Source organism: Streptomyces inhibens, from assembly GCF_003389455.1.
GTDB lineage: Bacteria > Actinomycetota > Actinomycetes > Streptomycetales > Streptomycetaceae > Streptomyces > Streptomyces inhibens.
In genome coordinates this window covers 1-24,629 of record NZ_QUAC01000017.1, presented here as the reverse complement: position 1 = coordinate 24,629, position 24,629 = coordinate 1, and the positions used below count along the sequence as shown (strand labels likewise).

At 69.4% G+C, this 24,629-nt stretch carries 16 protein-coding genes; 10 read left to right on the top strand and 6 right to left on the bottom strand.

Annotated elements, in window-relative coordinates:
• The first annotated feature begins 203 nt into the window (after window positions 1-203).
• From DY245_RS03075 to DY245_RS03060, 4 genes are all read left to right on the top strand, one after another.
• Window positions 204-953 carry a hypothetical protein gene (locus DY245_RS03075; RefSeq protein ID WP_128503187.1) on the top strand — a complete coding sequence of 250 codons (750 nt, stop codon included), beginning with the start codon at window positions 204-206 and terminating at the stop codon, window positions 951-953.
• Between the two features lie 74 nt (window positions 954-1,027).
• Window positions 1,028-1,939: a phosphotransferase family protein gene (locus tag DY245_RS03070; RefSeq protein WP_128503185.1), complete on the top strand. Its 912-nt coding sequence runs from the start codon at window positions 1,028-1,030 to the stop codon at window positions 1,937-1,939.
• Window position 1,940: 1 nt separating this feature from the next.
• A complete protein-coding gene (locus tag DY245_RS03065; RefSeq protein ID WP_128503183.1) occupies window positions 1,941-2,633 on the top strand; it encodes a class I SAM-dependent methyltransferase in 693 nt (230 codons plus the stop codon).
• Between the two features lie 34 nt (window positions 2,634-2,667).
• A complete protein-coding gene (locus DY245_RS03060; RefSeq protein WP_128503180.1) occupies window positions 2,668-3,246 on the top strand; it encodes an HAD domain-containing protein in 579 nt (192 codons plus the stop codon).
• Between the two features lie 63 nt (window positions 3,247-3,309).
• Here the strand turns inward: DY245_RS03060 and DY245_RS03055 are convergent, their stop codons facing one another.
• From DY245_RS03055 to DY245_RS03040, 4 genes are all read right to left on the bottom strand, one after another.
• Window positions 3,310-5,010 (bottom strand): relaxase/mobilization nuclease domain-containing protein, encoded by a 1,701-nt coding sequence (locus DY245_RS03055; RefSeq protein ID WP_128503178.1) that lies wholly within the window; start codon window positions 5,008-5,010, stop codon window positions 3,310-3,312.
• Complete coding sequence (locus tag DY245_RS03050; RefSeq protein WP_128503199.1) at window positions 5,000-5,575, bottom strand: MobC domain-containing protein; 576 nt, start codon at window positions 5,573-5,575, stop codon at window positions 5,000-5,002. Before DY245_RS03050 ends, DY245_RS03055 begins: the two co-directional genes overlap by 11 nt.
• A 323-nt stretch (window positions 5,576-5,898) precedes the next feature.
• A complete protein-coding gene (locus DY245_RS03045) occupies window positions 5,899-7,155 on the bottom strand; it encodes a DUF3631 domain-containing protein (protein ID WP_128503197.1) in 1,257 nt (418 codons plus the stop codon).
• 709 nt (window positions 7,156-7,864) lie between these two features.
• Window positions 7,865-8,089 carry a helix-turn-helix transcriptional regulator gene (locus DY245_RS03040; protein ID WP_181923493.1) on the bottom strand — a complete coding sequence of 75 codons (225 nt, stop codon included), beginning with the start codon at window positions 8,087-8,089 and terminating at the stop codon, window positions 7,865-7,867.
• Between the two features lie 483 nt (window positions 8,090-8,572).
• On the opposite strand from DY245_RS03040, the gene DY245_RS47445 reads away from it, so the two are divergent.
• The 4 genes from DY245_RS47445 (at window position 8,573) to DY245_RS03020 (ending at window position 11,744) form a co-directional block, all read left to right on the top strand.
• Window positions 8,573-8,695 (top strand): hypothetical protein, encoded by a 123-nt coding sequence (locus DY245_RS47445; RefSeq protein WP_280524942.1) that lies wholly within the window; start codon window positions 8,573-8,575, stop codon window positions 8,693-8,695.
• A gap of 118 nt (window positions 8,696-8,813) precedes the next feature.
• On the top strand, window positions 8,814-10,091 hold the full coding sequence (locus tag DY245_RS03030; RefSeq protein ID WP_128503176.1) for a tyrosine-type recombinase/integrase: 1,278 nt from the start codon (window positions 8,814-8,816) through the stop codon (window positions 10,089-10,091).
• A 121-nt stretch (window positions 10,092-10,212) separates the two neighbouring features.
• On the top strand, window positions 10,213-10,587 hold the full coding sequence (locus DY245_RS03025) for an effector-associated constant component EACC1 (protein ID WP_128503174.1): 375 nt from the start codon (window positions 10,213-10,215) through the stop codon (window positions 10,585-10,587).
• Window positions 10,584-11,744 (top strand): caspase family protein, encoded by a 1,161-nt coding sequence (locus DY245_RS03020; RefSeq protein ID WP_128503172.1) that lies wholly within the window; start codon window positions 10,584-10,586, stop codon window positions 11,742-11,744. The genes DY245_RS03025 and DY245_RS03020 overlap by 4 nt, the downstream gene beginning before the upstream one ends.
• A gap of 456 nt (window positions 11,745-12,200) precedes the next feature.
• Here the strand turns inward: DY245_RS03020 and DY245_RS03015 are convergent, their stop codons facing one another.
• Complete coding sequence (locus DY245_RS03015) at window positions 12,201-12,998, bottom strand: hypothetical protein (RefSeq protein ID WP_128503170.1); 798 nt, start codon at window positions 12,996-12,998, stop codon at window positions 12,201-12,203.
• Window positions 12,999-13,419: 421 nt separating this feature from the next.
• On the opposite strand from DY245_RS03015, the gene DY245_RS03010 reads away from it, so the two are divergent.
• On the top strand, window positions 13,420-14,286 hold the full coding sequence (locus DY245_RS03010) for a hypothetical protein (protein WP_128503168.1): 867 nt from the start codon (window positions 13,420-13,422) through the stop codon (window positions 14,284-14,286).
• An 803-nt stretch (window positions 14,287-15,089) separates the two neighbouring features.
• Here DY245_RS03010 and DY245_RS02995 read toward each other — a convergent pair.
• A complete protein-coding gene (locus DY245_RS02995) occupies window positions 15,090-16,031 on the bottom strand; it encodes a hypothetical protein (protein ID WP_128503164.1) in 942 nt (313 codons plus the stop codon).
• A 684-nt stretch (window positions 16,032-16,715) separates the two neighbouring features.
• On the opposite strand from DY245_RS02995, the gene DY245_RS02990 reads away from it, so the two are divergent.
• On the top strand, window positions 16,716-20,216 hold the full coding sequence (locus tag DY245_RS02990) for a right-handed parallel beta-helix repeat-containing protein (RefSeq protein ID WP_181923492.1): 3,501 nt from the start codon (window positions 16,716-16,718) through the stop codon (window positions 20,214-20,216).
• Window positions 20,217-24,629 lie beyond the last annotated feature (4,413 nt).

Here is a 24,629-nt window from a genome sequence, read left to right as displayed (position 1 = left end):
CTGTAAACCGCGTATACCGCTTCAACTGCCTTCCACCGTACCCACTGAGCGTGACCACCGGTTCACTTATCAGCAGCCGCCCGGAACGGCGCGACCGTGATCCAGGCTCCCCCTTGGTCCGGGCGGCTCCCCGAAGTTCCGTACGCCCACACCGGGTTCGGGCATTCCTGTGCCCGGCCCGGACGATCAGAGACGGAGACACGGTGACCACCATCGACACCACGGCCATCACGGTCGAGCTGCCCGAGGCGTTCGACCCGCGCTGGAGCCGCCTGCCCGGCATCCAGGTCGACAGCCGGCGCATCATCATCGACCCGGCCGAGTACTTCTTCCGCTTCGAGTCCAGCACCTGGCTCGTGGCCGACTGGGAGCTGGTCAAATCCCAGCTCCTCGGCGTGGACGAGACGACCGAGAGCGCGGTCGAGCAGCTCGCGCTCGACTTCATCAAGAACCACGGCGAGTCCACCTCTGACGCCGCCCATGTCCTGGCCACCGCGTACGAGGTGTACGCCTACCTCTTCCGCGACGAGCACCTCGCCGGCCTCGGACTCCCGCAGATCACCGCCGACCATCTGCGGATGCTCCGCGAGGCGGCCACGCTCATGGCGCTCAACAAGGTCGAGCTGGACGGGCACATCTCCAACGTCGGCCCGTGCTGGTTCTTCCCCGCCGCCACCTCCGTCGTCTTCGACCTGGATGACGAAATGGGCGGGATGCTAGACGAGGTCTACCACGGCGGCTGGTTCAACGAGCACCGCCGGATCGAGTCCATCAAGGCCCACACCGCGCTCGGTGGACGCCTCGTGCACGGCTGTCAGTCCGTGCCGGACCAGACCGGTGGTGTCGTCGCGCCCTACGGCGCCTCGATGGCGAACTTCCGTGACGACCTCGCCGCGTTCAAGGCGGGCTGGATCGAGCAGGTCTACGCCCACCGCGTGAACGCCGCCGCATAACCCCCACCTGATCAGGCTCCGGGGCGGACCGCCGCTTGCCCGCCCCGGACGCCTCCAACTGACCGGAGCCCCCAATGAGCCCGAACCCCAGCGCCGACCTCCTCGACAACCTGCTCACCGTGACCGGTCAGGCCACCGCTGTACGGGAGGAGGTGCGTGTGTGGTCCATGTCCGGAGTCGAGCGCGTGGCCTTCCCCGACGGCTCCACGGCCGTCTTCAAGTACGCCAAGAAGCCGTTCGACAGCGAGGATCAGGCCCTCCGCCTGGCCCGCACTCTCGGGGTACCCGTCCCCCAGGTCCACGCCTCCGCCGTTCTGGACGGCTGGCTCGGCATGCTCATGGAGGACTTCGGGCCGTCCGTCCGCGAGGCCGACGACCTGGACGGCGTCGCCGCAGCCGTGGTCCTGCACGGCACCCGTACGGCTCCTCCCTTGCCCGTCCTGGACCAGGAGCGGCTGCGCACGCTGCCGGTCCGGGCCCTGGAGCACCTCGGACGGCTACGAAAGGCCGACCGGTGGCAGGACGCCGACGACGTCGAGGACACGCTCGACCGGATCGTCCAGGCAGCCGAGGCCCGATCGGCCGGAGCAACAATGGAGCCCTTCGGCTGGGTGCACTCCGAGTTCCACCCCACCAGCCTCCACATCGGCAAGCACGGGTGGCGACTGCTCGACTTCGCCCGCGCCTTCACCGGCCCCGGCCTGCTCGACCTCGCCAGCTGGCACGGCACCATCGAGCCCCCGCACCCCGTGCGCCTACGCGTCTTCCTGGAGCAGTACGTCAGCGCCGGCGGCACCCCTGACGCCCTCACCCCGCGCGGCGGGCTCACCGCCGAGAACTGGGCCCTGGGCTGGCACCGCATGTGGGCCGTCGAGTGGTTCATGGAGCAGGCCATCCGCTGGATCGACGACCCGACAACCGACCCCGCCTACATCAAGGCCGTCCGCCGCCACCTCAGCGACGTCCTCCACCTCTTTGAGATCTGACGTGCTCGCCCAGGCTTCCCCGTGGCACGCCCACGCCCTTCAGCGCACCGCCGCCGGACTTGCCGAACCCCTCGCCGTACCCGCCCGGATGGAGTGGACCACGAGACCCGGACAGGGGCCCGGCGCCGAGCCCCTCGGCCCCGACCTGCACGGCAAGCGACTCCTCGAACTCGGCTGCGGTCCCGGTCACAACGCTGCCCACCTCGCCACCCGCCACGGCGCCCACGTCACCGGCGTCGACTTGGTCGGCCTCCAGGTGCGCCGCGCCCGCTCCCACTACGGACGGCTGAACAACCTCACCTTTGTCGCCGGCCATGCCCTGCACTACCTGCACGCCTCCGACGAGCAATTCGACGCGATCTACTCCGTCTTCGGCGCCGTCGGGCTCGTCGCCCCCGAACTCCTTCTCCCGGCCATCGCCCAGCGCCTCACGCCCGGCCGGGTACTCGCCTTCTCCGTCCCCCACCCACAGCGCGGCGGCCGAAGCCCCGCAGCCGACGACCGGCCTCGCCGCGACCACGTCACCCTCCCCGACCGCACCCGGCTCCCTATCGCTCGCTGGGAGTTCGCCACCGACTGCTGGGAGAAGCACCTCAGCCGGGCGGGCTTCTGGCTCACCTCATCCCAGGAGTTCCACGACCCCCGCATGGGCCACTGGCCCACCACCTTGCTGATCCGCGCTCGCAAGCTCTGACAGCCATTCGCCCCGGCTTCCCCTGGAGGAACCGATGCGCCCGCCCTACCTGCTCCTCGACATCGACGGCGTCCTCATCCCCTTCCCCGACGCGGACGGCTCGACTCCGGCCACCCACGCCCGCCACGACGTCGTCCCCACTGGCCGAAGCGCCGACAACCCGGTCACCGTCTGGCTCGACCCCGCCCACGGCCCCATGCTCATGGACGTGATCCGTACCGGCCTGGTCACCCCCGCCTGGTGCACCAGCTGGCGCCAGGACGCCACCACCCTGATCGGACCGCTCCTCGGCCTCCCGTCTCTGCCGCACGTCGACCTGCCGCATCCGCAGATCACCACCAGCCATCCCAACGGCTACCTGTGGAAGCGCGATCACGTCGACGCCTGGCTCGGTGACGCCCCCGCTGTCTGGATCGACGACGACTTCACCAGCCTCGACCACGCCTGGGCCGCAGAGCGCACCGCCCGCGGCGCGGCGACCCTCCTGATCCAACCTGACCCCCGCACCGGGCTCCAAGCAGAGCACCTGGCCGAGGCCCGGACGTGGGCAGGGCGGCTGCTCACTGCGCGGACTGCCGCACCCGCTGCTCCGAACGAAACCGAAGCAGCCTGACGCGAACCCCGGATCGAAGGCCCGATGCCCCCGCCGCGATGTGGCGAGGGCATCTGGCCGGGGTCAGCGGTGCCGACCTCGTTCTTCGGGCCTCATGCCCATTGGTGGTGTGGCAGGAGGGTGCAACGTGGCGGACACGGACGAGGCCCCGCTGATGGTGCGTCGCCCGCGAGCGGCTTGCGCCCGCTTGTTCGGTTGAGCGGTGATGCGCCAGTTGAGGACCTCGGCGGGGTGCTCGGCGCTGTCGAGTTCTCGCTCGGAGCCCACCTCGGCCAGAAGGCGTCGGGGAGTGTGACCGGCGGCCTCGGCGTGGGCGAGGGTTGTGGTCAGGGCGGCCCAAGCGGGGTCGGCGAGGATCCGGTCGGCGTGGTCGGGGAGGGCCACGCGAACGTCCTGCTCGAAGCGGCGGGCGGTCGCGGCTCGCGGTGCGCGGCGAGCCAAGTCGGCCAGGACGGGTGGGACGGCCTGCTGGTAGCCCGTCTGGAGGTGGCGGAATGCTTCCTCGGCGGCAGTGGCCTGCTGTTCGTGGCCGCGCTGCTCGTGCCACTTGGCGGCGGCGCGGGCCAGATGAACGGTGGCAAAGAGCAAGGCGATGGCGAGCCCTCCCGGCTCGCTGGAGGCGTAGGCGAGTTCCTTGCCTGCCTTGCGCAAGGCAGTGGCGCCTTGGTGGTCGGCGCGGATGGCGGAGCGACGGGCGCGGTTGAACGCTTTGGCCGCCGCCCGCAGTTCTGCCCGGTGTGGGCTGGTCGTGGCGCTGGCGATGTTGTACAGGGCATCGCCGAAGGCGGCCAGGTAGCCCTGGGCGGCGGCATCGTCACCGGAGTCGAGGACGGAGTGCGCCGTGTGTATTGCGGTGGTGGCGTGCCTCCATGGCTCGGCAGGGTCCGCCGCATACTGCGGGCGGTCGGCCACTTCCTGGTCGGGGAGGCGTTCGCGTAGACGGTTGATGGAGAGGTCAGGGGCGAGTTTCGAGCCGCCGTACCAGACGGGTTCGCCCGCCGCGTTGGTGTCGCCAGGTGCGGCGAGGCTGTAGCCGATCACGTCACCAGTCTCTGGGCCGAGGCGAGTCTTGACCTTGATGCCGAGGGACTGGAGCACGGTGAAGTAGTCGGCTTCGCTGCTCACGGCGGCGGCGACCGCGTACGCCTGCTCACGCAGCCACTGCCGTGCCGTGACCGCCTGGCCCTGGCGCTCGGCCTTGGCGCGTTCAGCGCCGGTGGGAGTGCGGGGCGCGGTGAGGTCGCCGGACTTCAGGCGGCGCAGGCCGAATTCGGCTTCGATCTTGCGGCACTCGGCTTGGGCCCGCTGTCCGTCACGGTGGGTGCGCGGGCGGCGCCCATCGGCGCGGACGGTGGTGGCCATGATGTGGATGTGGTCGTCGGCGTGGCGCACCGCGATCCATCGGCATGCCATCTCGTCGCCTTCGGAGGCGATGCCGGCGGCGTGAACGATGCGGCGCGCGACCTCGGCCCACTCGGCGTCGGTGAGGTAGCGGTCGCCGGGCGCGGTGCGGACGGGGCAGTGCCAGACGTGCTGAGGTGGTTTCTTGCCGCCCAGCTCCCGGGTGCGCAGGTCGGCGTGGTGGTCGAGGCGCTTGGCGAGCTGGGAGTAGGTGGCCGCCGGGTCGCGGCCGGGGTCAGGGGCACCGGCCATGTCCCAGGCGGCGACGATATGAGGGTCGGTGTGTTCGTCGCGCCGGCCGGGGCCGAAGAGGTAGACGATCAGTCCGCGAGAGTCGGAACCGGTGGAGGCGTCAGGAACCATGCGCGGTGCCCTCCGCCAGGAGCTGGTCGATCAGTCGGTAGCTGTTCTGGGCCGCTTGCTCGACGCGGTCCAGCACCGCCTCGGCACGCTCGGGCACCGTTCCTCGGTGGATGGCTGCGGTGATCTGGTTGAGGTTGCTGCCGATGCGGCTCAGCGCGACCGTGTGTGCCTCGACGGCCTCGATCAGCGGACGGAGTGGATCGTCCTCCGGGCTGCCGACCAGCCCCGCCTTGCCGAGGGCAACAGCCAGGGCGGCGTCCCCGACGAATCCGGCGAACTTCTGACCGCGCTGGTGAGCGGCGTCGCTGATCACGTGGACCGCAGTCCGGGTGAAGCGGATGGTTTTCTCCTGGTCGCGCTTCTCCACGGTGCGCTTGCGGTTCATCAGTGCGGGCAGGACGGGGGCGTCGGGATCCCGCCAGGACGGCTGCTCGACGGGCGGTTGGATATCGCCCAGCGGCTGGGTGCACGGCGCGACGGAGTCGGCTGCGGGCGGACAGCTGGTCTCGCCTGTGCCCTCCTCCAGCTCGGGCGCCCCCTGGCGCTCGGCCTTCTCCTCCGCCACCCCTGGGGTGGGGGCAAGCGCGGACGAAGCCTCGTTAGAGGCTCGTTCGCTCCAGCTTGCTGCTGTTCGGCGGGCCAGCGTGAACAGTCCCCTGCGGGGGCGGGAGGGGGCGTCGTCCGTGTTGTTGTCGTGCATGGTGGTGCTCCGGTGGCATGTGGGCAGGGACTCGTCACGTCCGTCGCACCCGTCCCGTGGCTGGTCAGGACGGTTACGGACTCGGCCGCAGGTACGGATAACTCCGTCCCGGTAAGGAGGTCCGTCCCCGCGCTGACCTGCGCGGGGACGGACGGGACGGACTGAAACGGAGACAGGGGTTGGGTGGATCAGCGGGCGGGCTTGGGGCCTACAGTGCCGCCGGGCGGGCCGACGGGCAGCGAGCCGGTCGGAGGGACGGGCAGCTTGCCCTGGGCCGGGCGTACGGGCGTGGACTCGTGCCCGGCTGCAGGGGCCGGCTGGGCGGGGTCGGGGCAATAGCGAGCCCAGGCATCGAGGAACTGGTTGCGGGCGTACGCCTTGGCCTGACGACCTTGCTCGAAGCGATAGTTCGCCGGGCGGATGCCGAAGTCCCGCAGCAGCGCTGACAGGTGGAAGGCGGTCAACCCCTTGGTGCCGTAGTCCGGCCACGGAGATTCAGCATCTGCCAGGAGAGCGGCCAGCAGATCCTGTGAGCGCAGAGCCTCCTTGTTTCCCTCCTGTTCGAAGATGCGGCGGACATCACGCAACAGCCGCGTCTTCAGGGTCGTCTGCTCGTCCTGGACGGCCTCGTGCCGAGTCATCGCCAAGCAGGCGGCGCGGGCGCTGGTGGGCCAGTGGCCACCGGCCAGGTCGGCGACGATGACCAGCGGCTCCCAGGTGTCCGCAGCCCGGTCCTCAACCGGCATCTTCGGCACCAGACCGGCAGCCGTGCCACGCAGCGGCGTCAGCCACGCGGCCAGCCGGTCACGCACCGCGTGCAGTTCAGGCAGGGAGTACCGCGAGCGGAACGGGGTGATCCGCTCACCCGGCTTGCGCTTCTGCATGCGAAGCACGACCGCCCTGTCCATGATCGTGTCGGGCAGGTCGCCGATCCCGGCCAGCGCGGCCATGGCGAAGGTGGGAAACGCCGTCGGCTTGTGCTCCGGTCCGGAGATGCGCCAGGCCGGCCGATTGCGCTGATGCCCGGCGTTCAGCAGGCCGCGCAGATCCTCCTTCTCGCCCGCCTTGGGACCGAAGATGGTGTCGGCCTCGTCCACCAGCAGCGTCGGCGGGTTCTTGCCTATGACGCGGAAGACCACCGCCGGTGAGGTGTTCACCGTCATCATCGGCTGGGCCACGGTCTCGTGAAGCACATCCAGGACACGGGACTTGCCACACCCCTTGGTCGGTCCCACCACCGCCAGACGCGGTGCGTGCTGAAGGGCGGGCTGGATGTGCGAGGCCGCCACCCACAAGGTGACCGCCGTCAGGGCCTCCTCACTCGGCAGCACTACATACCGGCCGATCGCCGCCTGCAACTCGTCCAGCAGCACGGCTCCGTCACCGGTCGCCTCGGCGCCGGCGCCCCCACGGTCCCCGGTCCCCGAACCGTCATCCGGGACCACGGTCCCGCTCTGTACCTGCTCGGTCCCCACGGGACCGTCGGTCCCCGTAGCTCGTTGGGGACCACCGCCCCCTGCCGCACGGTCCCCTGGTTTCATGCCCGCGCCCTGGGGACCGGTCCCCACATTGGGGACCAGGGGACTGAGACCTGGCGCATGGTCCCCCTTCGAGGACGGCACTAGTCTGCCCGGACCGGGATGTTCCACATCCTGTGGTCCGGTCCGCGCGCCGCTGGCCTTCATCTCTTCCTCGTCAGCGGACGTCTGTTCTGTGGCCCATGCTTGGTCGTGGGGCCAGGGCGCGCGCTTCGGCGGCAGCGGAACAACACGGTGATGCCGCTGGTCCCCGGTCCCCGCAGGACGGGACCGGTCCCCGGCATCGGTACCGAGGGGACCGTCCCCACTGTGGGGACCATCGCCGGTCCCCTGGTGAGAGGACCGTGACTCGGCTCGGTCCCCGTTGCGCGGAACCGTCCCCTGCCCGGGGACTGCCACGGGCGGCCAGACAACCTTGGGTTGGGTTTCCGCCTTAGCGGATGCACTCGAAGCGCGTGAGGACGTAGGGTCCTCCATAGACGTTCCTCTCTGGTGAGGGGCAGGACGGGCTAGGTCCCGCCCCTCACCGGTTCAATCGTTCAGGGATGGGCGATGCGTAGGGGAATCTCCGGCCCCCGGCGTTGGCGCGCCGAGGGCCGCTCTGTTTCCCCGCGAGTCACGCCGTGAGGTCGTACGAGGTCTGCTGGTCGACCCAGGTGTCGACCTCGCGCCAGCGGTAGCGGAGGTGTCGGCCGACCTTGTGGACCTTCGGGCCGATACCCCGGTACTTCCACTGGTAGAGGGTCTTCACCGGCACCCCGAGGTAGGCGGCGATCTCAGCCGGCGTGGCGAGCGGGCCACGCGCGGCGGCCGTGGCGGGGCGGGGGAATCCGTTGGGCAAGGGCGTTCCATATCGGTTGCAGGCGATGGGCACGGGAAAGAAGGCCACACGATTCGGGCCCTGTCCACGTGCCTCTCTTGGCATTCCACGGAAGCCCCGAATGGCGGGGCGACCGGAGGAGGCATAACTGTAAGAGCGAATCGGCCGTTGACCAAAAAGTCCTTCCTCACGTCCAGTTCTCCCGCGAAAGTCCGCGTAGGCGCGCAACGGTCCGTCGCCAGGCAAGTCGCAGGCCAGGAGCGTCTGCGGTGGCCGCCACTACCTGGAACCGCCATAGCGGCGCGGGACTGTACCACCCAATTCTCGATTCATCGAACTGCCCGTTCCTGCCGGAGCATCCAGCGCCTGCAAGTTCTGTAGAGTTTTAGAACTAACTATTGCCATGGCCGCAGATTTCGAGTTACAGATATCCGCCATGGCTACTTACCCCACCGAAATCGCACTGACCGGAATCGGTGCCGTCCGCAGTATCGAGGCGCCTGTGTGGCGTGCCGTCTCGCCCAGCGGCAGCTCGCTCAGCGCTGCACTGCCCTGGGCCGCCCGATGACCAACATCGACATGAGCCGCACGATCGCGGTCGTCACCGCTGCGAAGTCGACGGCCTGATCGCCATCGCCGCCGCCCTCGGGGCATCCCCAAGTGCTCTGCTCCCCCAGTGGGCGACTAACGGCGCCGTTCCCCACTCCGCGATCCAGCCCTTCAACCACATGGCAGGAGACCCTTCTTGGCTGAACCGTACGACCGCTGGCACAAGAAGCGCCCGCAACCCGGCGACGAGAAGTGCACGACCCACGGCAAGGTGCCGTCCCGTGAACACGGGCGCGGAAAAAGGTGGCTGGCCCGATGGCGTGATCCTGAAGGGCAACAGCAGAGCGAGAGCTTCATTCGCTACGAGGACGCGCGCCAGCATCTGACACGGATGCTCCGGGCCGTCGACGACGGTACGTACATCGCGCCGAAGAAGGGCGACACACTACTCAAAACGATCACCGAGCAGTGGCTGGCGAACCAGACATTCGGCAACCCTCGGACGTACCACCAATACGAATCCCGCGTCCGTAACCACATCATCGGGCCCTTGGGGGGTCTCAAGCTTCGAGAGGTCAAGGCGTCCACGGTCCAGACATGGATCAAGCGCCGGCTACAGGTCCTCGACGAGACGACCGTCGGCCTGATCTTCACCCACCTGTCGTCGATCCTCGCCATGGCGGTGGACGACGACCTGATCCCGAAGAACCCGTGCGAGACCGGGTCGGTCAAGCGCGTGAAGCCCAGGCGCTCGAAGAAGTCGGCCAAGGACGTGCCGCTCTCCTGGGAACAGACGGACGAGCTGCGCAAGCACCTGCCCGACCGGTACCAGGCGACCGTCGACTGCGGCCGTGGGCTCGGGATGCGGCAGGGCGAGATATTCGGGTTCAGCCCGGACGATGTGGACTGGTCAGAGTGCGACAAGACGGTTCACATCCGCCGACAGATTGCGCATCACCGCGGCACGCTCGTCTTCGCTCCGCCCAAGGGCGGGACCAAGGACGACCCGAAGGACCGCTACGTCCCCCTCGACGAGGGCTTGGCAGCCCTGGTGCGCGAGCACTTGCTCGCATTCCGGCCGGCCGAGGTCACGCTGCCTTGGCTGGAGAAGGACGGCGAGTTGGTCACCGTGCGCCTGATGTTCACGACCCGCGAGCGCAAGGTTCTCAACAAGAACTACTTCAACTCCCTCTGGAAGGCGGCCCTTGAGGCAATCGGTGCGGTCGAGGCGGTGAACGACAAGTCGACCGGCAAGGGCCGTAGGTGGGAGCCCTGCCGCGACAAGATGATGCATGCCCTCCGACATCTCTTCGCCTCGGAGGCGATCAATGAGGGCGTGGACGTCTATACCCTCGCTGACCTGCTCGGGCATGAGGACCCGGCGTTCACGCTGCGGCGCTATGTGCACCGCGTCAAGGACGCAGCTGGCAGGGCACGCAAGGCGATAGGCAAGCGGTACCGTCTAGCGGCCTAACCGCCGACCCCCACTTGCGCCACGGCAGATGCCGGTCACGACGAATTCCCCGGAGTACGCCAGCTGAGTCGGTGTACTCCGGGAGAATGAGCGGTGACCGCACAAGGCGAGGAGGCTCCAGATGCCACAGATCGAGGTACACGTCGACGAGGACGACCAGGACGACGCGTTACGGTCTCTCCGCAATTGGCTGACCGACGACTCGGCAGTGCGAACCACCGCCGAGATCTCCCTTCTGGAGCATCCCGAACAGGATGGCGCCATGGGAAGCGTGCTCGAAGCCGTCCAGTTGGTGACGGAGAATGGCTGGAGCGCTGCATCATTCGTACTGGCGTTGGCGACTTGGCGCCAGGCGCGTGGGCGGACGCCCCGAATCACGCTTCGGCAGGGCGACATCGAAGTCACTCTCACCGATGCGTCGGCAGCGGAGATCGAGAGGGTCATCGCCGCCCTCACCGGTGCTGATTCTGACCAACCCGACAGTCGACGAGCATGAATCCGCTACCTGATCCATCTGACTCCCGAGCTGTACTCCTAGGGGTCAGTAGGTACTCGGGCCTCGAAGACCTGCCTGGCGTAGCCAATAACCTGCCTGCACTTGCGGAAGCCGTGTGCGGCCCATTCGGTTGGGGGCTCGACGACCAGCACTGCACCGTTGTTGCCGAACCTGCCTCGCTTGAGCAGATGCTGGAGCCTGTGAGCACGGCGGCCAAGGAAGCTCGTGACACGCTACTGGTGTACTACGCGGGGCACGGACTGCTGAATCAGCAGCAAGAACTGCACCTGGGGTTGCCCAATTCACGCGCCGGCCGCGGACGTACGGCAGTGCCCTACTCGTGGCTGCGCGAGGCAATCAGCGAAGGCAAGGCCAAGCGACATGTGATCATCCTCGACTGCTGTTTCAGCGGCCGGGCCTTGGGATCCATGTCAGGCCCAGCCACACTTGCCGATCAGGCGTGGATCGACGGCAGCTTCCTCATGGCAGCCGCTCCTGAAACCGGTATTGCCCTGGCTCCGCCTGGGGAGCAGTACACGGCTTTCACCGGCGAACTACTCACTGCAATGAAAGATGGCGTCCCAGGCACGAACCCCTGGCTCGCAATGGACGACCTCTACCTTCATTTGCGCTCTGTCCTGACATCCAAGGACCGTCCCGTACCACAGCGGCGCGCACGCAACCGCGCTGGTGAGTTGGTGTGGGGCCGCAACGCCGGCTACCAACCCTCGTTCACGCGGCCCGCTCGAGCGCTGGAGGAGACCGCAGACTGGCCAAACCCGGATCGATTCCTCGACGTCACGGAGTTCATCCACTCACTCGCCCTGGTGCGCGCGAGCAGTGGCTTGAAACAGCACGAGGTGAGTGCGCGTTCTTCCACTCCCCTGTCGACAGGCAGTATCAGTCGCCTCCTCAATCGTGCGGACCTTCCCCAAAGGTGGACGACCATAGAGGCGTATCTGACGGCTTGCGGCGCGCACCAGGACCACATCATTCAATGGCGAGCAGCGTGGGAACGGCTCAAAGCCACCCCGCCCCGCCATCAAGCAACCAAACTGCCGCCCTCGTCGCCGAGCCTTGCGTCGGGGAAGCCTCGCCGGAGCAAGCTCAGAGCCATGGCCCGACGTGCGCAGTTCCGGTCGAACGACGTTCAATGAATGCCAGGCGAGCCATACGGGCCAGCGCCAACGTCTAGCCTAGTGTTTCGCCGCAGGCGAGGCACTAGACGTCGGCGTGCCCTGTTTCTGCGTAGTGCCGCCATCGCCGGAGAACAGCCCCAGCTTCGCCCCGAGAAGGAGCAAGAGCACAGCAGCTGCCGAAGCCAACGTCTTCTTGTTCGGCCCCTTGGTGCGACGAGTGGGCCGCTTAACCCAACCCCCCACACGGTAGTACTGGTCGGGACGTCCTGCCATCACACACCCCCGAGTCGAGCAGACGCGCAGACGCAACGAGTCTCACAGCAAGCCGAGTATGAAGACCGCGAGTTGCGAACACATGGCCTGAATCAGCCCCGTTCGGCTTGGCAGGGCCCATTCCGCTCCGAGCGATGGTGACCATTCGTACGGTTCGCTCCCGAGGACGGCTGGCCGGTTAAGCGCACCACTGGACCTTCGCTACTTCTCAGGCAGGGGCCGGGTGCCGAGGGCCTTACGCGCCGCAACCGTGAACTGTTCGCGGCTGAGTTCGCGTGCTGCCTGGTTGTGCGTGAGCAGATGAACCAACGCTGAGGCTTGATCTACAAGTTCCGACAACTGGTTAGAGTTCGCCTGAAGGTCTCGAACTGCCGCTTGGGAGGCTGCCCCGTACCGGTCAGCGCTCTCCAGGTACTCCGCCAAGAGCGGGTGACCGTCGACAGTCTCACGACTCTCGGACACTCCTGTCAGGAGGTCCTGCAACTGCTGGCCACGCGACTCAAAGTCTTCCGTGGCGGCTTGGACAGCAGCGACATCGACAGGGCTCTCGCCCATGGCCGAGAACCCAACCTCCGTCGCCTGCATGAACTCAGCACTCGCGTCTACATCTTGCTGCATCGTCTCGGCCAAGTCCTCAGCCGCCTGAGTAACCTCAGGTGGTCCAAGAAGCGCGATGCGCCTCGCACGCTCCGCCATCCGGCCTGCGGCCTCTCTCAGCAGGTCTACGCTCGCCAGATCACCATTGCGGGCATCGCTAGATGCCTGGGTGAGGCGAAGACACTCGTCCCAGGCTTCAAGGAACCCTTCGTAGGCGTTAAGCCGCTGCTGCCTCAACCAATGCGAATGCTCAGCAGTTGCCTGGTCCTCCACCTGTCTTCGAACAGTCTCGGCGTTCTTTTCGGCGCCGGCCTTCGTCGCTCGTGCCGCGACAACAGCCCCTAGCACGGTGCCCGCCAGCCCGAACACTGCTGCCACCAGAGCAATCACTAACTCGTCCACGACTGCACATCATTGCGCTGGCTTTGCCGTTTGGAAAGGACGACGCATCCAGGAAGTCACTTGCCAAGTGAGGGTCACAGTGGCGGCCTCTTCCTTGACGAGCCAGTCATGAACGGCAGCGTGCGCGCGCAACTAGACCCTAAGCCCCCGTCAGTACCCTCTCCCCCCTGCCGGCCCACGGAGGCGGCGCTCCCCTACGCTGAGACCTTCCGACAACTCCAAGTGAAGTCGGGCAGACGTCAGGTAGAGTGCGAGCAATTGCCGGTCCGCGGAGGCCCGGTCGCCAGCAGAAGTATGTGAGCCCGGTACTCACGGAAGCTGTGCAGGGTGTGGAGCACCTACTCCGCGACATCGTCGACGACGCGTGGTTTCACAAGGTATGTGGCCCTGATGCGCTGACCGGGCAGCGGTGAGGTGAAGCATGCCCGAAAGCCAGCGGAAGATGGCGGCCCGTACTCGTTCGCAATACACCGGCGAGAAGTTCACCGCAGCCAAAGCAGGCACTGCCCGCGACCACTCCATCGGGTTGGACGCCTGTGTCCCAGGGCAACTCAAACTCCGTGCGCTGCTCGCTCTCGGCTTCTTGAACCGCGGGTATGACTACAGCACTCCCGCCGGGTGGCACATGGCTGCCCTCTCCGCGTACACCATCACGGCTTCCCCACGATTCGACCGCATGGTGCTCATCACTGACGTGCCCCATAACGTGGTCGACTACCTGCTCCCTGAGCCGAATGGGGTAGGCGGATTGCCGGGTCTACGGGTTGAGGAGCATCGTGGGTACGGCACCTACGTCATGCAGCATCTGCCCACCAACGCGCAGTTCGTAGTCACGGATAATCCGTCGGGGAAGCCTGCCGGCGCACGAAGCGAGTCCTACGTCGACTTCTTCACCGTGGACGCTCCTCTCACTCCTGGCGAACGCGAGCAGCTAGCCATCGTGCCTCCCATGACTGAGCACGCACAGCGTCTACTGGCTGGCGTCTTCTGCCGCATCTCAGCACGAGACCCTCACCGCAGGTGGGCAATAGGCAACTGGTTCTACGACCCCCTGCGGCGCTCAGGTTGGCTCGACAGCGGCCGCAGTCTTGGCGAAGGCCGGAAGCTCCAGGGGGCCGGTGACAACTGGGAGCTGCGATGGGACTCCTACCCCTACCCAGACGACCTGGCCGCGTCAATGACTGATCCGATCATCGGCATTCCCGAGGCCAGGACGGTGTCGGCATCTGACCATCTCGCCATCACGCTCGGAAACGCTACGCTCCGCCTTCGCTCACGACGTGCCTAGCTGACCGCACGCCATTCGTCCCTATGCGCTACCGACAGAAAGCACTCGCATCGTGACCGAGATCCTTGGGGCCCTGGGGACCGGCATGCCTTGGTGGGCAGCATGCCTGGTCGTCGCATTCACTAGCCTGATCTTCTTCTGTCTCCGGGCCCTCCGACTGCTGATCCCGGATAAGTCCAGTGACCGATTGGCATGGTGGATCGCCGTCCTGGAGCACCGCCGTCGTTCAGCCGGGACGGCTGCACGACGGCGACGAGTTGCCGGCAAGGACCGCAAGACACACCGCCGAAGTCACAAGACGCGAAGTAATTCCGCCTGACCATCCTCCAGTGCACCGCCTGTGCACCGTTCTGCCCATCAGCGGCATATCTGTGCAGGTCAGAGCGCTCATCGAGCTTTACTTCGACATTTAAGAACGTCGCAGGTCAGATCGGGTTTGCGCTCGCCTGAGCCGTCGGCCGTGTTCTTCCGCTCGGAAGAACACGGCCGACGGCCTTTTCCGTGGGCGCCGTTCAGGCCGCGGCCGGCGTCGAGGTCCAGCTCTACGGGCAGACGACGGAGCAACACGTTCGTAGGGCCAAGCCGGTCTGCCAGTAGTTCTCATCCGAGCCGAGGTCCTCGGCAAGGACCTCCGCCAGATTCACAGACCCGTTGCCATCGAGCGCTTCTGATGCCGTGCTGCCGCGACGGCGGCGCGTAGGTGGATCATCTGAGTGGGCTCAATCGCCAGGCACTCTGCGAGATCGCAGGGGGACTGACCCAACGCCACAGTTGACAACGGCGCACTCGGGCCCCCGAAAGCCTTAGTCGGAAAGGTCCTCGAACGTGTCTGACTGTCCGTAGAACTCCGCCATCCCCTTGAGCGTGATTTCTGGCAATTCTGCCCATCTGACATCGACTCCCGCAACGTCCAGCTCACTCGCGCCCTCAAGTCTGAGCTGACACACCTGACAGAGCAGGAAAGCAACCGAGTTGCGTCGCTCTGCATAGCTTCCAGAGCCGATCAAGTAATCGACGAACGCAATAGAGGCGTTGCAGTAACAAGCAGGGCACTCGATCTGACCCGCCACGAACATTGAATCCCGCCCAGATAGTTCTGCCAGCGGGATCGGGTAAGTGCCCTTTTGTAAGGCATCCGCGACACCCTTCGGCAGCTTCTCGACCCGTAGTTCGTAGCTCCGCCTCGCCTGCTCGACTCGGCGTCGCACTTCACGCTCGCCTTTTGCCATGCTTTCGTTGATCGACACATCGATCATTCTTTGCCAGTCAAGCCAGTAGTCGCGCGGACTTTCCTGCAAATGATCGAGCAGAGCATTGGTTGAGCGAGCGAATATCGCAAGGATGTCAGCGCTTGATTTGGTGTGACCGAGGTGAGCAACGCCGTTCCGGAGCGCAATCAGAGTTTCCAGTTCTCTGTGCTCGCTAAGCCATCCCGCGAGCCGAACACGCTTCAAGGCATCGAACGCACCGATCGTCCGGAAGTGATCGCTCTCCCCGCTAGCACCTGTTTTCTTAACTCGTGGAACTCCAGCAAAATACAGCAGAAGCTCGTCGGAATGCTTTGCAGATTCCATCAGCAGCATAGGGTTCGCCCGGGCAAGCGCAGATTTCATCAGCCGCTCAAAGCTAACTCCAGCGTGTAGAACGAAGACCTCTTCATCTCCGTCAACGTGAGCCTGAACAGCCAAGTGCGCAAACTTCTTGGCGCCCGCAAAGAGGGTCTCAAAGGAGAGTGCGTCATCCATACCGGGACGGTACCGGCCCTCCGAGCACAGGCGCGAGGTGATTCACGCACCTCGTGGGAACGGTCTGTTGCCGACCCACAGCTACGGCCCGGCAGTAGGCGCCCCAGCAGAGCGGCAGCCCTGCACGCTGTTGCACCGATAATTTCCCTGGGCCGTCCATGGGCCGTCAAACGTCGCCCGAGGGGGCCCGACAACGACCACCATTGACCGCTCTCCCGCCGATCAGACAGCTGCCACGAGTCAAAGGTACCCGGCTCGCGACATCAGTTCTTCGACGTCCGAAACGCAAAGCCCGAACCAGGCGTTCGGTGGCTGAGAAGCTATGAGCGGTTTCCTTCTCCCCTCTGGGGTGGAGACAACCGCCTCATCGCGTTTCCCCGCCCCGTCAAGGTGCACAAGCCCGATCAAGGTGCACAAGGAGACTGCCGAGCCGTTGATCATCTCTGTGGAGGTGGTCGAGTATCGGCTCTCGGCTCAAGTCGCCCCGGGAGGCTGGAAGTTGACCATGCCCCGTGGTGTTTCGGCTACGTTGGGAGGGCGCTTGGCGGCGTGAGCGACTGCACACGGGGGCGTGCCGACGGGGGTGTGATGACGCAGACGGTGGATTCGGGGACCCGTGGTGCGGGCGGGGCGGTGGGTGACGGGGGGCGGGTCGGGCGGGCTTCTGCGGACCGTTTTCCGGCTGTGTTGCTTGTGGTGCCCTCGGTCGGTGCGCTTGCGGCGTGCGGGCATCTGGTTGTCGTCGAAATCCCGTCGGGCACACCGGTGCGGCAGGCGTATGCCGTTGTGGCGGTGACGGTGTGGGCGGTGGTGTGCGGGAGGCTGCTGTGGCGGTTGCTGACCCCGACCGGCCTCGCGGTGGCTCCGGACGGTCTCGAACTGCGTGGCGGGCTGCGGCGTGTGCATCTGCCGTGGGAGGCGATCGAGGGGTTGTGCCTGGTGCCGGTGCCGCACCTCGCGCCGCTCGACTCCGCGACGGCCTTCCGGGGGCTGCTCCTGGTCCGGACGCGTGCGGGGGCCCCAACGGGGGCGCCGGGCCGGGGTTCGCCCCGGTGGTCGGCGCCATGGCAGGGCATCCTGTTCGACCTGCGGCCGCTGAACGTGCCGCGCCGGCGTCTCGACGAGCTGCTCGCTCCGTACGCCGGCGACAGTTGGCACGGGGTGGCCCGGCTGCCCGCCGACCGGACGGGCGCGGTGACCGTACCGGGCGAACTGCTGACCTGGCCGGCGCTGCCACTGCTGTACCTGCGGCCGGTGCTCGCCGCAGTGGGGACCATCGCCCTTGTGGCGGCGTGGTCGGACCAGCACCTCGGAGGCCCGGCGGTGCTCGGCGCCGCGGGTGCCGGGACGGTCCTGTGCGTGGCCGGCGGGTCATGGCTGATCAGTCGGCTGTCCCGCGCATGCCGGCTCCATGTGGACCCGCACGGGCTGCGCCTGAGCGTCGCCGGAGCCGAACGCTTCCTGCCACGGGGCGACTTGAGCACCGTGGAGATCGGGCCCGCGCACGGCACGGGCGAGCAGCGGGGGCAGGCGGTGCTCGTGCGGCTCGCGCCCGGCGCCGGGCGGCCCGCCCGGTTACCCCGCTGGTCCTTCCCGTACCGGGAGACACAGCGGACCGTCGAGCTCGTACCCCTGCACTCGCAGCACCGCATGTACCGGCACGGACTCCCCGTGTTTCCGGAGCAGTTGACCGATGCGCTCGTCAGGTTCGGATACGACCGGCCCGGTCCCGCGGCCGACGGGGCCGCGGCCCACGGGCCTGCGGTGGGTGAGACCGTGACGCTGCATGTCTCCCCGGCGCCGGGGTCGGCCCACCGCACCGTCGCGTCGGCGCTGCGGGCCGCGCCGGGCGGGCGGCCGGTGCGGGTGCTGATCGAGCCGGGCCGGTACGAGGAGGCCCTCGCGGTGTCCGGGACCGTCGAGCTGTGCGCGGCGAACGGGCCGGACACGGTGGTGATCGAGACGCCGGAGCAGGTGACCGTCGACTGCACCGGGCACGTCACGCTCGACGCCCTGCGGATCGTGAACCGTGCCTCGGCCGCCGTGCGCGCCACCGGCCACCTGGAGTTGCGCCGCTGCGCGGTCGAGGGCCTCGGGGAGTTCGCCGTGCAGGCGCTGCGCGGCGCCGAGGTGACCCTGCACGAGTGCACGGTGCGGGTGGGCCGTACGGAGCTGGCCGGGGCGCGCGGCACGCTGCACCACAGCCGGTTCCTCGCGGCCAAGGGCGACGCCGTGCTCGCGACGGACGGTGCCCACGTCGAGATCGTCGGCTGCACCGTGACCGAGAGCCGCGGCCACGGCATCCGGGTGGTCGGCTCGACGGCCCGGATCGAGGAGTGCGAGCTGCGCAGGACCGGCCGGGCGGCCGTCGCCGTCGGCGATCACGCCGAGGCCGACGTCCTGCGCTGCGAGGTGCACGAGGCCCACACGACGGGGATCGCGTACCACGATCAGGGGCGCGGCACCGTACGCGACACCACCGTCCGCGGCGCCAAGGACGGCCTGTTCATCGCCCGGGGTGCCGATCCGCTGGTCCGCGGATGCCGGTTCGAGAACTGTCGCGGCACGGGTGTCACCGTCGCGGAGCAGGGGCTCGGGCGGCTGGACGACTGCCATGTCGAGACCGTCGGGGAGACCGGCATCAGCGTCCTGAGCGGCGGGGCCCCCGACCTGCACGCCTGCCGGGTCGTGGACGGCCGGAGCGGGGTCGTGGTGCGGGAGGCCCGCGGCACCTTCACCGACCTGGAGGTCCGCGGTCAGACCGCGAACGCCGTCGTGGTCCGCGACGAGTCGTCCGTACGACTGCGCGGTGTGCGCCTGGAGCGCTGTGACAGCGGGCTGGTCGCGCGGGGCAGCGGGGTCACCGTCCAGCTCGTCGACGTCACGGTCGCCGACGTGGCCAACTCGGGCCTGGCGCTGGAGGACACGGCGCGGGTGACCGTGGAGCGCGCCACGGTCGAGCGGGCCGGCCTGTTCGGCTTCAACTGCCGTGGCGACAGCCATCTGACGGCCCGCGAGTGCACGGTGACCGAGCCCGGCGAGGCCGGGCTCCTGACCGTCACGAACGCCGGCGTGGAGGCCGACCTGCTGACCGTCTCCGGGTCCCGCGGCTGCGGCATCCTGGGCCGGGACAGCAGCCGGCTGACCGTGTCGCGCGCATGGCTGCGGGGCGGCGAGGGCGACGGCATCCGCCTCGACGCCTCGGTGGTCGGGCGGTTCGAGGACTGCGAGGTGACGGCGTACAACGGCGAGGCCGTCGCCGGGAGCGACCGGGTGGTCCTGGAGAACGTACGCACCGGAGCCACGGTCAAGGACGCCCAGCAGCCGGAAGCCGGGCCGCTCGCCGAACTGGAGGGCATGATCGGCCTGGAGACCGCCAAGCGGCAGGTCGCCGTGCAGGTCGACCTGCTCAGGCTCGCGCGCTGGCGCGCGGACGCGGGTCTGCCGGCCCCGCCCATGGCCCACCACCTCGTCTTCTCCGGTCCGCCGGGCACCGGCAAGACGAGCGTCGCCCGGCTGTACGGGCAGATCCTCGCCGCCCTGGGAGCGCTGAAGAAGGGGCACATGATCGAGGTCGCCCGCGGCGATCTCGTCGGCGAGTACCTCGGGCACACCGCCCAGAAGACCCGGACGGTCTTCGAACGGGCCCACGGCGGCGTGCTGTTCATCGACGAGGCGTACAGCCTGGCGCGCCGGTTCGGCGCCGGGAGCGACTTCGGGCAGGAAGCCATCGACGTGCTCACCAAGCTGATGGAGGACCACCGCGACGACGTCGTGGTCATCGCCGCGGGCTACACCGAGGAGATGCGCACCTTCCTGGAGTCGAACCCCGGTCTGCGCTCCCGCTTCTCGCGCACGCTGGAGTTCGGTGCGTACGAACCCGCCGAACTGACCGAGATCGTCCGGCTCCAGGCCCGCCGGCACACCTATCGCCTCGCACCGGACGTCGGCCCCCTGCTCACCGACCGCTTCGAGCGGCGGCAGCGCCGGGGCGACGCCGCGAACGCGCGCGACGCCCGCACGCTCCTGGAGGAAATGGTGGAGCACCAGGCCGCCCGCCTCGCCGACCGTGAGACACCCACGCGGGACGAGCTCATCGTGCTGCTGGCGGAGGACCTTCCCGGGGGCGGCACGACTGTTCCCGGGGGCGGGACGACCGTGCCCGGCGGCGGGAGCGCCGCATGACCGCCGAAACCGCCGCGCACCGCATCCTGGCGCAGGTGCAGCGGGCGGACACCGATCCCGATGCCCTGCGCTGGTTCCTCGGCCCGGAGGCGGCCGCGGCTGCCGACGAGGTGCGCGCCGACCTCGTACTGCCCGACGGGAGCGCGCGGGCCATCGGCGTCTACGCGCTCGGGTACGCCGACTGGTGCCGGTACCTCGCGGACGGCGGATCCGATCCGGCGACGCTCGGCGCGGCCGTACTCTGCTTCACCGGGGTTCACCAGCACGATCCGGAGGGCGTGCCGCCCGCCCTGCGTCCGCTGTTCGCCACGATCCACGGGGAGCCCGGCGGCGCCGACACGGACCCCCTCCATGCATTCGAGGCGGCCACCGGGGTGGTGATGGTGTATCAGCAGCGCCGTCATCCCGCGGCGCTGCCCGTCGCCGCGGCCCTGCTGCGGCACGCGGTCGGTGGCTTGCCGGCGGGCAGCGCCGAGCAGGGCGCCTGCCTGTCGGACCTCGGACTCGTCCTCCTCTACGGCTTCCGGGACGGCGCGGGACACGAGGCGCTCGCCGAAGCCGTAAGCCTCCACCGCGCCGCCGTGGCCGCCGCACCGGGCGACCGGGACGAACAGGCCCGCAGGCACGGCAACCTGGGCCTCGTCCTCAAGGACTGGGCCGAGGTGACCGCGGACACCGACGCGGTCCAGGAGAGCGTGGCCGAACTGCGGCAGGCGGTACGGCTGAGCACACCGGACGACCCGCACCGCGCCCTGCACCACGCCTCGCTCGGCGCGGCGCTGACCCGCACCGCCGCCGAACTCGACGACCCCTCGCTGCTGCCCGAGGGCGTCGACCTGCTGCGCAAGGCCGTCGCGGCGGCGGACCCCGCCCTGCCGCCGCCCGCCGGGTACCTGTCCGACCTGGGCATCGCCCTGATCATGCAGGCCATGGAGGGCGGCGACAGACCCGAGCTGTACGACGAAGGCGTCGACGCCTGCCGACGGGCCGCCGACGCGGCGACCAACCCCGTCGAGCGCACCCTGTACCTCACCCACCTCGGCCTGGTGCTGAACGGCCGGGCGTCGCGCACCGGCCACCCCGGCGCCCTGGACGCCGCGTACGCGGCCGCCCGCGACGCCGTCGAGGGCGCACCGCCAGGACATCCGGTGCTCACCCGGGCCGCCTTCGTCCTCTCCGGTGTGCTGCGCTCCCGGTACACGACGACGGGCAGCCTCGCCGACCTGGACGAGGCCATCGCCCACGCCCGGCAGGCGGTGGAGTCCACACCGGCCGAGGACCGGCGTCAGCGCGTGGCCCGCGGCACCGAACTCNCCCACGCCCGGCAGGCGGTGGAGTCCACACCGGCCGAGGACCGGCGTCAGCGCGTGGCCCGCGGCACCGAACTCGCCGACCTGCTGCGGCTGCACGCCTCCGCGACCGGCGCACCCGACGCACTCGGCGAGCCGGTCGCGCTGCTGCGCCGCCTCGCCCAGGAGGTGCCGGAGCGCTCCGCGGAGCGGGCCCGCGTACTGTTCCGGCTCGCCCGCTGTCTGGAGGCCGCGGGCGGGGGCGCGGCCTCCGGGGGCGTCGCCTGGGTCGGGGGTGCGGCCCCGGGCGCAGGCGCCGCCGCGGGGACGAGCGCCGACGCGGACGAGGCGCTCGACTGCTTCCGGGAATGCCTCACGCTGCCGTCCCCCGGCCGCGGCTTCGAGGCCGGCGTGCGCTTCGCCCTCGGGGCGGCCCTCGCCCGGCGCGCCGGCCCGGACGACGAGGCCGCCTGGCGGCAGGGGGCCGACCAGATGCGCCGGGGGCTCGCGCTGCTGCCGGCGGGTGACCTGCGGCGCTGGGAGTACCTGTCGGACTTCGGCAGCGCCCTCTCCCAGCGGGCCGTCACGACGGGTACCCCCGAGCTGTACGAGGAAGCGTTGCGCCGCATGCGCGAGGCGTTGACGTGCATTCCGCGCGGCAGCGCCGCCGAGGAGGCCGCGGGCCGGTCGAACCTCGGCGCCGCCCTGGCGACGCTCGCCCGGCGCACCGGCGACGCCGCATTGCTGACCGAGGCGGTGGGCGCCCATCGGGACGCTGTCGCCATGACCCCGCCGGACGACCACTACCGCGTGCACCGCATGGGCAATCTGGGCGACGCCCTGCAGCTCCTCGCCGAGTTCCGCTCGGATGCCGGCCTGATCGAAGAGGCCGTCGCGGTGCTGCGCGGGGCGGTGGCGGCGTCCGGCCCGGCCACGCCCAGCAGGGCCGACTGTCTCACCCGTCTCGGCCACGCCCTGCGCTCGCTCGCCCGCTTCACCGGCGACCCCGTCCCTCTGGAGGAGGCCGTCCGAAGACACCGGGAAGCGGTCGCCGTGCCGTCGGGACCACCCGCGCCCCTGGCGCTGCTCGGCCTCGCGAACAGCCTGGTGGAGCACCATCGCCACACCCGTGACGAACGGCTGCGGGACGAGGCTCTTGAGCTCTACCGCGCCGCTCTCGCCGCCATGCCCGACGCGTCCGACGAACGGGCCGTCGTCCTCACCAGCCTCGGCAACGCCGAGTGGGGCCGGGCCGCCGACAGTGGCGTCGACGCTCTCATGGACTCCGCCATCGGCACGCTCCGCGAGGCCGCCGTCATCGTGCCCAAGGGCTATGTGGGCCGCGGTACGGTGCTCACGAACCTGGGCGTCGCCCTGATGCACCGCGCCCGGGTCACCGGCGAGCGCACCTGGCAGGCCGAGGCCGTGACCGTGCTGCGGCGCGCCGTGGACGACAGCCCGCCGACGGTCTTCGATCGCGCCGGACTCCTGAACAACCTCGCCGAGGCGCTGCGCGGCTGGTACGAGATCACGGACGACGCGGCCGCTGCCGACGAGGCGGCCGCGCTGCTGCGCGAGGCGATGACGCTGGAGCACGGCGAGCGCATGGGCACCGAGCTGGCCGCGCTCAACCTCGGCGTCCTGCTGCACAGCCGCGCCCTGTCGGGCCAGGAAGAGGACCCGTGCGCCGCCACGGAGGCCCGGCAGGTCCTGGAAGAGGCGGTGGCCGGGCTCGGCGAGCGGCACCCCTGGCGGTCCTTCGCGCTGATGAACCTGGCGGCCACCTGCCTGGTGTCCGCGCAGGTCGCCGACGACGAAGCCGGCCCCATGGCCAGGGAGGCGCTGCACCGGGCGGCCACGGCCGCCCGGGAATCCCTCGCCGGTACGCCCGACGGCCACCCGGACCGGGCCCGCGCCCAGTGGATCCTGGCCCAGGCGCAGGTGCACCGTGCCGTGCTCGGCGAACGGGTCGACCTGGCGGAGACGGCCCGCTTGGCCCGGCAGTCCGCGCAGAGCCCGGTCGCCCCCGTCACGGCGCGTCTGCAGGCCGCCCGCACCTGGGGCGACGCCGCGGCGAAGGCGGGCCGGGACGCCGATGCCCTGGACGGATACGCGTACGCCGTCGGCCTGTTGTCCCGTATCGCCCCGCGCAGCCTCGCCCGCGCCGACCAGGAGGCGCGGCTGCGTGTCAGCCCCGGTCTGGCGAGCGACGCCGCCGCGCTCGCGCTGCGCGCGGGCGACCCCGGCCGCGCCCTCACGCTCCTCGAACAGGGGCGGGGCGTGCTGCTCGCCCAGGGCCTGGAGAACCGCGACGACGTGTCCCGGCTGCGCGACCTCGCTCCCGCCCTCGCCGCCGAATTCGAGCGGATCCGCGACGAGTTGAGCGCGGCACCCGTGCGTCCCCCGGTGCTGCGCACCGAGGCCGGCGTCCCGGCCCCGCCCGACGACGACGGGCACGAGGCGGGCCTGATCGCCGAGAACCGGCACGCCCTGGGCCGGCGCTGGGACCAACTCCTCGGCGAGATCCGCACATTGCCCGGCCTCGACGGCTTCCTGCGCCCGCCCTCCCTGCCGGACCTGCTCACCGCCGCCGCCGACGGCCCGGTCGTCGTCGTCAACGTCAGCGAGTACCGCTCCGACGCCCTCGTGGTGACCGCCGACGCGGGGATCGAAGTGGTGCCGTTGCCCGAGCTCACCCCGGCCGCCGTCGTGTCGCGGGCGGCGGACTTCGTCACCGGCGTCGACGAGGCGTACGGGGAGTACGGGGTGCAGCGCGCCGTCGCCGCGGTGCGGACGCTCAGCGGGACGCTGCGGTGGCTGTGGGACACGGTGGCCGCACCGGTGCTCGACCGGCTGGGCCTGCGCACCGTACCTCTCGACGACGAACCCTGGACCCGGCTGTGGTGGTGCCCCACGGGCTGGCTCTCGTTCCTGCCGCTGCACGCGGCGGGGCACGGCGCGCCGGACTCCGGGAAGTGGGTCGTCGACCGCGTCGTCTCCTCGTACACGCCGACGCTGCGCGCCCTGGTCCGGGCGCGCCGCCGGCTTACGTCCGGCGCCTCGCCGCGCCCGGCCCCTTTGGTCGTCGCCCTGGCCGAGACCCCCGGCGCCGCGCCGCTGCCGG

Coding starts and splice junctions, on each gene's coding strand:
- DY245_RS03070 (WP_128503185.1), top strand. CDS start 1,028: ATGAGCCCGAACCCCAGCGCCGACCTCCTCGACAACCTGCTCACCGTG.
- DY245_RS03060 (WP_128503180.1), top strand. CDS start 2,668: ATGCGCCCGCCCTACCTGCTCCTCGACATCGACGGCGTCCTCATCCCC.
- DY245_RS03055 (WP_128503178.1), bottom strand. CDS start 5,010: ATGGTTCCTGACGCCTCCACCGGTTCCGACTCTCGCGGACTGATCGTC.
- DY245_RS03025 (WP_128503174.1), top strand. CDS start 10,213: ATGCCACAGATCGAGGTACACGTCGACGAGGACGACCAGGACGACGCG.
- DY245_RS03020 (WP_128503172.1), top strand. CDS start 10,584: ATGAATCCGCTACCTGATCCATCTGACTCCCGAGCTGTACTCCTAGGG.
- DY245_RS03010 (WP_128503168.1), top strand. CDS start 13,420: ATGCCCGAAAGCCAGCGGAAGATGGCGGCCCGTACTCGTTCGCAATAC.
- DY245_RS02995 (WP_128503164.1), bottom strand. CDS start 16,031: ATGGATGACGCACTCTCCTTTGAGACCCTCTTTGCGGGCGCCAAGAAG.